This window comes from Kroppenstedtia sanguinis (genome assembly GCF_050433445.1).
Taxonomy (GTDB): Bacteria; Bacillota; Bacilli; order Thermoactinomycetales; family DSM-45169; genus Kroppenstedtia; species Kroppenstedtia sanguinis.
Genome location: NZ_JBNPXF010000005.1, coordinates 127,821 through 141,037 on the forward strand (window position 1 = coordinate 127,821; position 13,217 = coordinate 141,037).

12 protein-coding genes, 1 pseudogene and 1 other annotated feature are annotated in these 13,217 nt (G+C 49.5%); of the genes and pseudogenes, 10 read left to right on the top strand and 3 right to left on the bottom strand.

The window, feature by feature from the left end; genetic code table 11:
• Window positions 1–18 precede the first annotated feature (18 nt).
• The 7 genes and pseudogenes from pgeF to ileS all read left to right on the top strand — a co-directional run bounded on the left by pgeF (window position 19) and on the right by ileS (window position 7,206).
• Window positions 19–855 carry a peptidoglycan editing factor PgeF gene (pgeF, locus tag JOD24_RS04870; RefSeq protein WP_380164026.1) on the top strand — a complete coding sequence of 279 codons (837 nt, stop codon included), beginning with the start codon at window positions 19–21 and terminating at the stop codon, window positions 853–855.
• Window positions 839–1,546, top strand: a complete 708-nt coding sequence (locus JOD24_RS04875) for a YggS family pyridoxal phosphate-dependent enzyme (protein WP_380164024.1) — start codon at window positions 839–841, stop codon at window positions 1,544–1,546. The genes pgeF and JOD24_RS04875 overlap by 17 nt, the downstream gene beginning before the upstream one ends.
• A gap of 25 nt (window positions 1,547–1,571) precedes the next feature.
• The gene (locus JOD24_RS04880; RefSeq protein WP_380164239.1) at window positions 1,572–1,985 is read left to right on the top strand and encodes a cell division protein SepF; all 414 of its coding nucleotides are present in this window, start codon (window positions 1,572–1,574) and stop codon (window positions 1,983–1,985) included.
• 4 nt (window positions 1,986–1,989) lie between these two features.
• Window positions 1,990–2,256, top strand: coding sequence for a YggT family protein (locus JOD24_RS04885; RefSeq protein WP_380164022.1), 267 nt, complete (start codon window positions 1,990–1,992; stop codon window positions 2,254–2,256).
• The gene (locus tag JOD24_RS04890) at window positions 2,256–3,035 is read left to right on the top strand and encodes a YlmH family RNA-binding protein (RefSeq protein WP_380164020.1); all 780 of its coding nucleotides are present in this window, start codon (window positions 2,256–2,258) and stop codon (window positions 3,033–3,035) included. Before JOD24_RS04885 ends, JOD24_RS04890 begins: the two co-directional genes overlap by 1 nt.
• 126 nt (window positions 3,036–3,161) lie before the next feature.
• Window positions 3,162–3,692, top strand: a pseudogene (locus tag JOD24_RS04895) (DivIVA domain-containing protein); the annotation flags it as partial.
• 498 nt (window positions 3,693–4,190) lie between these two features.
• Window positions 4,191–4,414, top strand: a binding site (T-box leader).
• 41 nt (window positions 4,415–4,455) lie between these two features.
• Window positions 4,456–7,206, top strand: a complete 2,751-nt coding sequence (gene ileS / locus JOD24_RS04900) for an isoleucine--tRNA ligase (RefSeq protein WP_429246434.1) — start codon at window positions 4,456–4,458, stop codon at window positions 7,204–7,206.
• Window positions 7,207–7,486: 280 nt separating this feature from the next.
• Here ileS and JOD24_RS04905 read toward each other — a convergent pair whose 3' ends face one another.
• Window positions 7,487–8,248, bottom strand: coding sequence for an SDR family oxidoreductase (locus tag JOD24_RS04905; RefSeq protein WP_429246435.1), 762 nt, complete (start codon window positions 8,246–8,248; stop codon window positions 7,487–7,489).
• Between the two features lie 536 nt (window positions 8,249–8,784).
• Here JOD24_RS04905 and JOD24_RS04910 point away from each other — a divergent pair.
• Window positions 8,785–9,720, top strand: a complete 936-nt coding sequence (locus JOD24_RS04910; protein WP_429246436.1) for a TetR/AcrR family transcriptional regulator — start codon at window positions 8,785–8,787, stop codon at window positions 9,718–9,720.
• A gap of 714 nt (window positions 9,721–10,434) precedes the next feature.
• Here the strand turns inward: JOD24_RS04910 and JOD24_RS04915 are convergent.
• Together JOD24_RS04915 and JOD24_RS04920 are read right to left on the bottom strand one after the other, a co-directional pair.
• Window positions 10,435–11,667: a cytochrome P450 gene (locus JOD24_RS04915; protein WP_380164012.1), complete on the bottom strand. Its 1,233-nt coding sequence runs from the start codon at window positions 11,665–11,667 to the stop codon at window positions 10,435–10,437.
• A 76-nt stretch (window positions 11,668–11,743) separates the two neighbouring features.
• Complete coding sequence (locus JOD24_RS04920; protein WP_380164010.1) at window positions 11,744–11,977, bottom strand: ferredoxin; 234 nt, start codon at window positions 11,975–11,977, stop codon at window positions 11,744–11,746.
• Window positions 11,978–12,445: 468 nt separating this feature from the next.
• Between JOD24_RS04920 and JOD24_RS04925 the strand changes: the two genes are divergently transcribed.
• Together JOD24_RS04925 and JOD24_RS04930 are read left to right on the top strand one after the other, a co-directional pair.
• The gene (locus JOD24_RS04925) at window positions 12,446–12,637 is read left to right on the top strand and encodes an alpha/beta-type small acid-soluble spore protein (RefSeq protein ID WP_380164008.1); all 192 of its coding nucleotides are present in this window, start codon (window positions 12,446–12,448) and stop codon (window positions 12,635–12,637) included.
• A 245-nt stretch (window positions 12,638–12,882) separates the two neighbouring features.
• The gene (locus JOD24_RS04930; protein ID WP_380164006.1) at window positions 12,883–13,209 is read left to right on the top strand and encodes a DUF5665 domain-containing protein; all 327 of its coding nucleotides are present in this window, start codon (window positions 12,883–12,885) and stop codon (window positions 13,207–13,209) included.
• Window positions 13,210–13,217 lie beyond the last annotated feature (8 nt).

Consider the following 13,217-nt stretch of genomic DNA (forward strand, 5'->3'; position numbering starts at 1 on the left):
GTGGGGGAGGGGAATCCGATGGAACCGTTTCAGCTACAAAGAGACATGGAGGTTCCAACCTTTGCTCTCGTTCCATGGAAAAGGGATTTTCCGGAGCTTTTGGCAGGAATGAGCGCGAGAGATGGAGAATCCATAGAAGACCCAGAACGTACCGATTATGCGTTGCACACGGATACCCCTGCAGAACGGGTGATCCACAACCGGAAACGGCTGATGGCACAATTAGGTGTTCCGTTTTCTGCATGGACTTGCGGGGAACAGGTGCATGGGGTGAACATCCGGGAAGTGACCGCTGACCAATGCGGTCGAGGCGGCAGGAGTATGGAAACCGCCCTTTCTGCAACGGATGGCTTATTCACCCAGGAACAGGGCATTCTTCTAACCTCTTTTTATGCAGATTGCGTCCCTCTGTTCTTCTACAGTCCCGACGCGGAGATCGTCGGGGTGGCTCACGCCGGTTGGCGGGGCACTGTGGGTGGGATCGGACCCCGGATGATCCGTGAACTGGTTCGGCACGGGGCGGTGAGGGAGAATATCCGGGCAGCCATCGCACCATCGATTGGCGGCTGTTGCTATGAGGTGGACGAACAGGTGGCGACACCTGTGGCTCAGCTGTTTCCTGAACCCTGTCCGGAAATCTTGAATCGGACGGGAGAAGGTAAATGGAAGTTGGATCTCAAGGAGACCAACCGCCGTCTGTTGCTGAAGGAAGGCTTGTCAGAACGTCATGTTCTGGTTACGGGCTGGTGCACCAGCTGCCATCCGGAACTCTTCCATTCCCATCGCCGGGACAGGGGTCGAACCGGGCGAATGGTTTCTTTTATCGGAATGGGAAAGGATGACGATGATGGATGAGATCAGAGAGCGCTTGCATCAGGTAAAGGAAAACATTCGCAAAGCATGTGATCGTGCTGGACGAAATCTGGAAGAAGTAAATGTGATTGCCGTCACCAAGTATGTCGATGTAGAGACCACTCGCCAAGCGCTGGATGTCGGTCTGACTGAGATCGGGGAGAGCCGTGTTCAGGAAGCCATCCCCAAGTGGGAACAGTTGGGGGAGCGGGGCGTTTGGCATTTTATTGGCCATCTCCAGCGCAATAAAGTAAAATCAGTGGCAGGGCGCTTTACATATGTTCATTCTTTGGATCGCTATTCTCTCGCCCAGGAATTGAACCGTCGTTCGGAAGACTTGGGGCAACGGACCCGCTGTTTCCTGCAAGTCAATGTGGCGGGGGAAGAATCGAAGCACGGATTGAAGCCGACAGAAGTGATCGATTTTGCCCGCGAAGTGGCGGAACTCCCTGGGCTTGAGTTAGTAGGTTTGATGACGATGGCTCCTTTTACGGAAGATCCGGAAGAAGTGCGCCCCGTTTTTCGACAGTTGCGGAGCCTTCGACAAGAGATCAGGAAGCTCGGGGATTCCCGCCTGGATCTTCCTCATCTGTCCATGGGGATGTCGCGGGATTATACGGTGGCCGTCGAGGAAGGTGCAACCTTTGTCCGCCTAGGTTCTGTTTTGGTGGGTAGGCCTCCCGGGCGGCGGTGAGGAGGAGGCGGTTCCGTTGAATTTCATGGAGCGTGTGATGATGTTCTTTGGAATCAACGAAGAGGAGGGACAAGCCCGATTTGCCACAGAGTCCGACGAAGAGCAATCGTCGGGCGTCCGGGGCAAGGGAAATGTGGTCTCCTTGCATTCCGCACAAAAACAAGTGCGGGTGATGCTGGCGGAACCACGCTCTTTTGATGAAGTGCAAAATGTCGCCGACCATCTGAAAAACAACCGCACCACAGTGGTCAGCCTGCAACGTCTTCCCAAAGAAGAGGCCTTCCGGGTGATTGATTTTTTGAGCGGAACAGTTTACGCTTTAAACGGAAACATCAGCAAACTGAGCCCGGAAACCATCATTGCGAGCCCCCCCAATGTGGATATCCAGGGGTCCATCAGCGAACTGATTCCCGATGATGCCAATGACTTGTTGAGGTGACCTCATGATTTTTCAAATCGTTAATACATTGTTCACCATATATCAGTTTATGATCTTCGGATATATTCTACTATCCTGGTTCCCCAACGGGAGGGACTCGCCGATCGCTCTCTTCCTCGCCAGACTGGTGGAACCCTATCTGTCTATTTTCCGTAACTTTATCCCGCCTTTGGGCATGATTGATATCTCTCCGATCATCGCTTTAATCGCGTTGAGATTTGTAGAACAAGGGGTCTTTTTTATCCTGCAACTGATCTTAGGTGCTTTTTAATGGCGCATAAAGAAGATTTGTTCCGTCATTTTCGGTCGGAGGAACGCCCTTTTGTGGAGCGGGTGCTGGATTGGACGGAACAGGCGGAAAGTCGCTTCCGCCCTGTTTTGACTCCTTTTCTCAATCCAAGGGAACAAGCGATCACCGATATGCTGGTGAAAAGGGCCCCCGAACTCGGTGTTACTTTCGACGGGGGCTTTTTCAGTGCCGAGCGGAAGCGGGCGCGTATTTTTCCGCCTTGGCAAGAGGATGGGGACAACGGTTTGTCGTTTTTCGAGTTGCAATCGGTAGATCGTTCCAGTCCATTGCAACATCCAGATGTGCTGGGTTCACTGCTGGGCTTGGGAGTGAAACGAGAAGTGCTAGGAGATCTTCTGCCTCGGCAAACGCATTGTCAGGTGATCATTGCCGGGGAAATTTCGGACTACATCCAGATGCAACTGAATCGGGTGGGCCGAATCCCGGTGCGGATGATGGAAATCAAACGGGAGGATATCCAACCGCCGCAACAGAAGACGGAGGTGGTGACCGTTTCCGTCGCCTCTCTCCGAGTAGATGCGCTAGTGGCGGAGGCCTTCCGTCTGTCGAGAGCGAAGGCGACTTCTTTGATCAAGAACGGAAAGTGCCATATCAATTGGAAACCGACGGAGAATCCTGCAGAGACGGTCCGGGAGGGGGACATGATCTCCCTACGCGGACAGGGACGAGTTCGGATCGGGGAGGTTTTGGGTGAGACCAAGAAAGGTCGTTGCAGAATGGAGCTGATCCGGTTCCTTTGATTGAAAGTAAGGCCACTTGTCTGGAAAACTGATAAACTGGGACAAGTTGGTGTAGCCAACCGGCAGGAATTCTGCTAACATTGTAGAATAGAAAATGGCGAGGCCAATTCCTGAGGAGGTGTCAGCATGCCGCTTAGTCCTTTAGATATACACAATAAAGAGTTTAAGCGCTCCTTTCGCGGCTATGACGTAGACGAGGTCAACGACTTCCTCGATCAGATTATCAAAGATTTCGAGTTTCTCATCCGCGAGAAACAACAGCTGGAACAACAGGTGGAGGAATTGCAACAAGAGCTTGAGCAAGTGATGGATGAGCAGTTGTCTGCTCCCAGCCAACATACGCCTCCTCCAGTACCACCGCAATCCCAACCGCCGCAACCGCCACAACCGACGCAATCTCATTATCCGCAACATGCGGAACCGCCGGCGCCGATTCAACAGCAACCTTCCCCTTCTTCGCTCTCTTCCATGGAGCAGAGCATCCACAAGTCGATTCGTGTGGCTCAGGAAGTGGCTGAAGAGGTGCGTTTGAATGCGAAGAAAGAAGCGGAACTCATCGTCCAAGAAGCGGAAAAAAATGCGGATCGGATCATCAACGAAGCTTTGCAGAAAGCCCGCGATGTCCATACCGAATTGATGGATCTCAAACAAAAGGCGACGGTGTACCGGGCTCGCTTCCGCACGTTAGTACAGTCTCACCTCGATATTCTCGACAGCACCGACTGGGAGTCTCTCGAGGAACTGGAAGATGGTTTGGAAGAGGCCGGCAAACAGCTGAACCAATATGCAGAAGGCCGGAACGAAAATATGATGTTGCAACAACCTACGGATGAATATGGACAAGCCCAGGATTACAGCCAGGATACCTTTGTCTCTCACTCCCATTTAGAAGATACAAACCCTTCCTACGATCAGAGGGTATATATGGGAGAAGAAGAGGAGCCTCATCACGATTTGCGTCGTACATCCCGTAAAATGAAGCGCAAAGCGATGTTTTGATTTTTCGCCTTGACATGACTGGGTTAATTTGGTATTATGTACCGAATTTGAGGCTCAGTTTTACCGAACTGAAGTGCGTTGAAAACGGGTTGGGGCGGGAGCACCCTGTCCCTGAAAACCATGGCAGACCCTGTGTAAGTGACACGGGGTTTCGCTGTACAGGCGAAGAACGGGAGAGTAGACAGCAGGGTTTCGGTTCAGCGAGTTAGGGAGGGTGAAAGCCTAACACGATGCCTCTGTCGAAGATCACCCGGGAGCTGCCCCCTGAAACAGGAGTAGGGGAGGCCGCCCGATCCCCGTTACGGATCATCAAGCGGGTCCTTCCGTTCTGAGCGAAGGGCTTATTAGGGTGGTACCGCGGGTAACTTCTCGTCCCTTTCCGGGATTGAGGAGTTTTTTTATTTTGGAAGGAGTGAGGGAAATGGATTATAAAAAGACATTGAACCTTCCACGGACTCAGTTTCCGATGCGGGGCAATCTGCCCAACCGGGAGCCGGAGATGCAAGCCGAGTGGGATGAAAAAAACATTTACCATCAAGTGTTAGAAAATCGCAAGGGAAAGCCGAAATTTGTTTTACATGACGGGCCGATCTATTCCAACGGAAACATCCATATCGGGCACGCCATGAATCGCGTGTTGAAGGATATGATCATCCGCTTTAAATCTTTACAAGGATTTGATACCCCTTATATCCCCGGATACGATACACATGGGATGCCGATTGAACACGCGGTAATCACAAAGAAAAAACTGAACCGCCGGGATCTGGACCCTGTCCAGTTGAGAGAAGCGTGCAGAGAGTATGCACTCTCCTTTGTAAATCGGCAGAAAGACCAGTTTAAACGATTAGGTGTTCTCGGGGACTGGGAGCATCCCTATGTGACATTGGCGCCCCAATACGAGGCGAAGCAGATTCGCATTTTTGGCGAAATGGTGAAAAAGGGTTATGTGTATCAGGGATATCGCTCCATTTTCTGGTCCCCCTCTTCGGAGTCTGCTCTAGCAGATGCAGAAGTGGAGTATAAAGAGAAGCGCTCACCTTCCATCTATGTCACCTTTCCGGTCCAAGAGAGTCGCGGACTTTTTCCAGTGGAAAACACTTCGGTGGTGATCTGGACGACCACGCCTTGGACGATCCCTGCCAATCTCGGAATCGCTGTCCATGCCGATTTCACCTATGCCTTGGTGAAAACAGGGGAGCGACATCTTCTGTTAGCCGAGGAATTAGTGGATGATGTGATGAAGACCGTAGGGATTACATCTTATCAGACCGTCGCGACTTTTAAGGGGGCGGAATTGGAGGGAGTCCTTTGCCGACATCCCTTTTATGATCGGGAAAGCCCGCTCGTCTGTGGCGATCACGTGACCTTGGATGCTGGAACAGGGTGTGTGCACACGGCGCCAGGTCACGGGGCGGAAGACTTTGAGTTGGGAAAGAAATATGATCTGGGCGTCTTGTGTCCCGTAGATGAAAAAGGGCGCTTTACCGCAGAAGCGCCTGGTTTTGAGGGAATGTTTTATGATGAAGCCAACAAAGTGGTCACGGAAAAACTGGATCAACAAGGAGATTTGTTGAAGCTCTCCTTTATCACCCACCAATATCCCCATGACTGGCGGACGAAGAAGCCGGTTATTTTCCGGGCGACGGAACAGTGGTTTGTCTCGATTGATGGTTTCCGTGATCAGTTGTTGGAAGAGATCCAGAATGTCAAATGGACCCCTGCTTGGGGAGAAGTTCGACTGGCCAATATGGTAAGAGATCGAGGCGACTGGTGTATCTCCCGGCAACGGGTGTGGGGAGTGCCGCTTCCGATCTTTTACTGTCGTTCTTGCAACCATCCTTATGTCACTGATGCCTCCATCGATCACATAGCCAACATTTTTGCTGAGGAAGGTTCCAATGCTTGGTATGCCAAGGATGTGAAGGAGCTGCTCCCAGCAGGGGCGGTCTGTTCAGAATGTGGACAGGATCAATTCCGCAAAGAGACGGATACGATGGATGTTTGGTTTGACTCCGGTAGCAGTCATGCCGCTGTACTGGAGCAGAGGGAGGAGGCTCAGTGGCCGGCAGATCTCTACCTGGAGGGATCGGATCAATACCGGGGTTGGTTTAACTCCTCTCTGTCTACCGCGGTCGCTACCCGGGGGACAGCTCCGTATCGGCAAGTCCTCTCCCATGGATTTACGTTGGATGGGGAAGGGCGTAAGATGTCCAAATCCCTGGGCAATACAGTGGACCCTCTACAGGTGATGAAGACCTACGGTGCCGATATCCTCCGTCTCTGGGTAGCCTCTGTCGATTATCAGGGGGACGTCCGGGTTTCGGAAAAGATCTTGAAACAAACTTCTGAGGTGTACCGTAAAATTAGAAACACCTTCCGTTTTCTCCTTGGCAACTTGTCCGATTTCAATCCGGCAACCGATCGGGTGAACCCTCAACGCCTGGATGAATTGGACCGTTATGCCTGGATTAGGTTGCAACGGCTGGTGGAACAGGTCGTTACAGGCTATGAAAATTATGAGTTCCATTCTGTCTATACACATATCCACCACTTCTGCACTGTCTTTCTCAGCCAGTTCTACCTGGATGTATTAAAAGACCGGCTTTACATTCTCCCGTCAGGGGATGAAAAGCGGCGCTCCTCCCAAACGGTGATGTATGAAATTTTGTTGGGGCTGGTGCGGATGGTGCATCCCATTCTTCCCCATACCACAGAGGAAGTGTGGAAGTTTATTCCCGGAGTCCAGGCGGAGAGTGTTCTGTTGACCGATTTTCCGCAGGTGGAAAGGGATCTGTTGGACACCCACTTGGAAAGCAAGTGGGATGCGCTCGTGGAGTTGCGGGATGTGGTGCTGAAGGCTTTGGAAGAGGCGAGAAATGAGAAGGTGATCGGCAACTCTCTCGGGGCGCGACTGGAGCTGGTTCCCTCTGAGAAAAACTTTCACTTGTTAAACAGCGGGGTGGATTTGAAAGAGTTGTTCATCGTTTCCGAGGTTCAGCTCTTGGAGCCAGTTGAGGGAGGGGATGGCTTGCAGGTGCAGGTGAAACCAGCAGAGGGAGAAAAATGCCAACGTTGCTGGATGATCACCCCCACGGTGGGGCGAAATGAACAACATCCCGACCTTTGCCATCGCTGTGCCGAAATTGTGGAGAAGCATGTGTCTGAGTAAAAGAACATAAAAACCGCCGATTCGATGAGATCGGCGGTTTTTTTAATGGTTGATCCCAGGCGTGTTGATTAGCTATATTTAGGCAGGAAATCAGGTCGGGATGGTGGGACGGTGAAGAGCCTTTGCGCTCTTTGCAAGAGATCGTAGCCGTCCCATCATCCCCGTCCCCTCAAGCTATATTTTACGATGGGACAATGGGAAGAGCGAAAGGTCAATTTTGTTTCCTCCTCCCATTTCCTTGTTAATCAGCACCCCTGGGTTGATCCACAGTTTTTGGCTCTTAAAAAGCGGCGGTCCAACCGGCATCCGCTATGATCACTGCACCGTTAACAAAGCTGGCGTCATCAGAGGCTAAAAAGAGGGCCACCTGTGCGATATCCTCCGGTTTTCCGCCCCGCGGCATGACGGACTGGGCCAGTTTGGTGCGACTGACACCGAATTCATTGATGTTTTTCATGGTGGAACCAATGTTGGTTTCCACTCCTCCGGGGGCAATCGCGTTGCAACGAATGCCCTTTTGCGCATACATAAAGCCGGTGTTTTTTGTGATCCCGATGACCGCATGCTTGGATGCAGTATAGGCCACGCCAGCATGTGCTCCGTTTAAGCCTCCGGTGGAAGCGGTATTGATGATGACCCCTCGTTGTTTCTCCAAAAAGATGGGCAATGCTTTGCGTGTCGCTCGCATGACTCCTTTGGTATTGATGTCGAAGAGGAGATCCCACTTTTCATCAGTGATCTCGCCCACCGGCTCCATGCTATCCATGATTCCGGCGTTATTTACGAGGATATCCAGGGTTCCGTATTCTTTTACAGCGGTATCAATCATATTTTCGATATCTTTCAACTCGGCCACATTTACTTTTACCGCTGTAGCGGTCCCACCCTGACTCTCGATTTCATTGACAACGGTTTTAGCCCCCTCCACATTGAGGTCGGCTACAACCACCTTGGCTCCTTCTTGGGCATACAATTTTGCAATGGCTTTTCCCATACCAGATGCGGCTCCTGTCACGACTGCCACTCGATCTTGAAGTTTCATACAAAGTGCCTCCTTAAATGCAAAAATGAACTGGATTCAATCGACTCCCGTGTCAATATCATCCCAGGAAAATTTTGAGCACGGGAGGAAACGCCTTAGAGGTTACTGCGTTTAGTTTGGTCTTTGAAATGTGGTTGATACTTCAAAGAAGGACGATGTCTTTTCAATCCGGCAAGGGCAGGAGGGAGACGGATCCGATCTCTTAGGTAAAGCGAGGGTGGGAACGCTTACAAGCGAGAGGGTGAAACTTTCCGGTCACAACAGGCTCTTGGTTCTTTTTACATCGGTACGGTACCAGATATGTACTTGGGCGTGTTCCGAAAGCGCCGCTCACACCGATCTCTCCCCATGGTAACTGAATGAACCTGCTACGATCGAGTACGCACTCACTATTCATTATAGCACGGTGGTCAGTAAACGACAATTTTTTGCTTTTAAAGAGGTATGGAAAGGTTGAAACTGGAATCGAAAAAATCCTTTTTATCAAGCTATGTTATCATATGATGATACGACCCAGCATAAAAGGTGGTGATCTGATGAGAAAGGAAGCTTTTTATAAAAAAAGACACATTTTAATTACTGCGATGAGGCTGTTCTCATCCAAACACTATCATCGGACATCGATGCAGGAAATTGCCGATAGTTGTGGCATTTCAAAAGGGAGTCTGTATGTATACTTTAAATCCAAGGAGGACTTACTCTTAAATATATTCCAATACTACTTCCATTCTATTGAAGAACAGATTTTGCAGATCGAGGAAGATGATTCTCTGTCTGTAAAGGAGAAATTCATGAAGGAGATTGAAATCAAATTAAGTCATTATATTGAAAATCAAGAGTTCTACAAGATGCAAGTGCAGGAAATTAGTGATCTGGAGGACCCCAATATTTATCGCTATCTCCATCGGCAGAATATCGCACAAATGAAATGGTTTGAACAGTATGTGATCCGAATTTATGGAGATAAAATGAAATCCCATGCCGCAGATGTGGCCTTTCTGTTGTTGGGAATCATCAAACAGTACATGGAACTGATCATTTTGCATCATGTCCCACTCCATATAAAAAAAGTCGTTCCGTTTTTACTGATGCAAATGGACTTTATGGTCCAAGGGATTTTGGCGAGTGATGTGAAACCGTTGATCAACGGACATTTATGGTCTTTATATTTGGCAGAAGTCGATAAAGAGAAGGTACATCCTCTGGATTTGATCAAGCAGATGAAAAATCAATTAAAGGCTGAGTCGCTTCCTGAAATACAAAAAGAAGAAGCCCTTCAATCCCTGGCGATCATAGAACAAGAACTGATGACCATGAAACCGAGAACCGTTCTTCTCAAGGGAATGCTTCATCAACTGGAACCAATCCATTCGTTGCAGGAGATGAGAAAGCAGCTTGCCGACAGTCTTCAGATCAATGAAAACACAAGCCAAGTAAATTCGAGTCTGAATAGTGGAGGGAAGGGGCTTTGAGAATGGCGGGCTGGGTTCCTTCGGCGAGTTCAAGTCATTCTATATGAACTTTAGTGGGAGTTCACGATTCAGCTTCGGATCCCTCAGTGTATCGGGTATGAAAATCACCGTTGACTGGAGTCGATTTGCTTTTATTCTGGATCCGAGAGGAAGGCTCTCCCCTGCTCGAGCTGAAAAATAGGATCCAGATCAGGCGTGTTGATTAGCCATATTTTAGGTGGGGAGATCGTGTTCACCCACGCGACCGTTGCCATCCGGCAAGGAAGTGAAAACTGGCCGCTCCAAATCTGACCATCGGGCAGGGGCAAAGCCTTACGGAAGCAACACAGGGAAGAGGTTGCCCCTAAACGCCCTCCCTCCAGATTCTCCGCTGGGTAGGATGGCTACCTTTATTCCAGGGCTTCAGCCCATCGAGATTGTAGTGCCTGTGGCGCATCCTTAACTTCAAATTGTAGTGCCTGTGGCGCAAAGGTCGCTTTGGCAGCACACGACTCCCTTCCGCCGCCCATTTTCTGGTTAATCAACAGGGACCTGGATCCAGATCTCTATAAAAATCCCCCTGGGAGCAAGAAAAAAGTTTTCCTTGACTTCCGAGGGGACACATTGAGAGGGCTGCTGTGAACACAGTCGGCTTTTTCTTGTGTTAAAACTAGGGGCAGGGGCAAGCTCCGTGCATTGAGGCTGTAGCTCCCAGTGATGTGCTTGTGGGTACCCTTATTTGTACACATTCATAGGCAGATGGGTGAGGGATTGTCCAGGAGCAGAAGCGGTTAGATTTTGCTCCAAGTCGAAGGATTCCACCGGTTCGATGCGGGAGAAGTGTTGTAAAAAGGTCCTTAATGCCGTCGTCATCTCCAAACGTGCGAGGGGGGCACCCAAACAGAAGTGCGGGCCTTTGCCGAATGCCAAATGTTTTTTATTGTTTGGCCGGTGAATATTGATGGAGAAGGGGTCTTCAAACACCTCTTCATCCATATTGGCCGCGCTCATCCAGGCCACGACGACGTCCCCCTTTTTCAGCTCAGGGCCCAACAATTGATTGTCCTGTTTAACTGTACGATCTCTCTTTCCAATATGAAAACGGTAGCGAAGCATTTCTTCCACCGCTTTTGGAACCAATTCCAAATCATTTCGAAGTTCTTGATACAGGGATGGATCATCGTAAAGAAATGAATAAAAAGTGTTTCCCAGTGCATGACTGGTGGTTTCCACCCCTGCGCCTAGGAGTAGCATGGAGATTCGAATGACTTCGTCATCGGTAAATCTCACACCATCTACTTCCACTTGAATCAAGTCGGAGAGGATATCATCCTCTGGATGGGCTCGTTTCTCAACCACGACAGGATAAAGATATTGATAATATTCTTTGGCAGCCGCTTGTTTCTTGCGCTCCATCTCCTCCTGATTTTCTTTGCTGTAGGGTTGGAAGATGACATCCACCCAATCTTTAAATTGATGTCGGTCTTTCAGAGGGACGCCAAATAATTCTGCGATCACCAAGCTGGGGACAGCAGCTGTGAATTTCTGTACGAGATCTACAGTGGAGTCGGGGGGGATATCATCCACCAGTTCAGTGATAATCCGTTGAATGCGAGGTTCCCAACTTCGTAAACTGCGGGGCGTAAAAGCAGCCGCTAACAAAGATCGGCTCTTTCGATGTTGTGGGGGATCCATATTGGTTAATTTTAAAATATCAGGGGGAGTTCCTTCCTTGCTGTTCGCTCCCACTGAAATGGTCGTTTTGGGGCCTTCACTTGAAAAGAATTCGTAGTTGCTCATAACTTGTTGAACATCTTTATACTTAAAGACATGCCAAGTATTCGTCTTTTCATGGTAATAAACCGGAGAATGATGGAGCATTTCCTTGTACCACTCCATCGGGAAAAACTCTTCGGATCTGGATTGGAAACTTTTTATTTCCTTCAATAAAATGACTTCTTCGCTCATAGCGGTAAGCCCCTTTCTAAAATGTCCGTAATGTATCCCATGTTCGTTCTATGCCGAGTAGCGGTTTGCAGTAATCTTAACCCTTGGTAAAAGGCTGATCAGCGATCCGGATCGAGTCTGTGGGGCAGTCTTCGATGGCTTCCAGCAGGCGATCCATTTGCTCTTCAGGTACCGGGACAGTTCCTTGATTCTGATCCAATTTCACAAATGCCAAACCCTCTTCATCCAAATCGAAAATATCTGGGGCGGATTCTTCACAATTTCCACAGCCAATGCATGTTTCTTGATTAACGATTGCATATTTAGCCATCGCAAAAAAAACCTCCGACATTGCGAATTTTACAAACACAAATTTACCTTATTATTGTTTGGGGAAGAGTGCAACACCAAAAAATGACCGATTGGTTCTATAACCGACTATCAAGTCATTCAGCTATGAACATGCGCATGTTTTTAAGAAAATTCATGGGGTTCTCTTTTTGGAAAGGGACTCCCCTGTCAGGATCCCCTGAAAACGGCCATCCGTTAATCCTTTGAGACGCAGAAAGGTATTCCCGAAAATTTTTGGAATTCGGGAGTACCTTTTTTATTCTAATCCTATAGGAGGATTGAAATGCTGCGGGGATTTTGAACCGTAGTGAGGAATGAGGCGTTATACTCTGCCCAATTGGCATAAAAAGGCGTTCAGGAGCAAATCCTGTCTTTGAAGAGAAGAAGAACGAAGGAGGGATACCGATTGCCGTCTCAATCGAGAAGAAAGCGACCGGGAGTAGATTTTTTGAATCATGAAACAGCAGATGCTGAAGTTTGGTGGGCCGCATGGAAAGAGCGAATCGCCAGCGAACTTGGAGTGATTCCCGGTCCGGAAGCGACCGCCCAGGCCAATGGGTCGATCGGTGGGGAGATGACCAAGAGAATGGTGGCTCTGGCGGAGGCAAACCTCTCTGATCAGCCTATCGATTGGGATTGAACCGTCTTCGGAAGGTGCCGTCCCATCAGCTGTTTCCAGTGCGTGTATAAGCAAGAGTAAACCCGAAAGCGATCCTCATAGCAAGGGGGTTACTGATCTCCCGGCTTTTCCCCTGCCCGAGGGTCAGATTCTTAAGAGCCCCGTCTTCATTTTCTTGCGGGATCGGAGCGGATCCGGACATCTTCGAAAGAAAAAGCTGTAGCCGGGGCACATTGAAAAGAGGAGTGACAGCGGGGGGACCATTGATGAGCGAACAAGAACCTAAGGAGACCCGGGAAGGGCTACAACGTGTGGAGCAACGGCTGACGGAGATCGGACGCAGGATGGAGGTGGGGGAAATTGCAGACTATGTTCAACTGTTGAACTCCCCTGGGCGTCTGATCTTGATCAATATCTTGACCGGGATTGCCCGGGGGGTGGGGATCGCCATTGGGGTCACCCTCTTTACGGCAATGATCGTATATTTTTTACAAAAGCTAGGAGCGTTAAATCTACCTGTGGTGGGAGATTTTATTGCGGAGATTGTCCGGATTGTTCAAGCGGAATTGGAGCTGGATGGAAGAAAGTATTGAGTGAACAG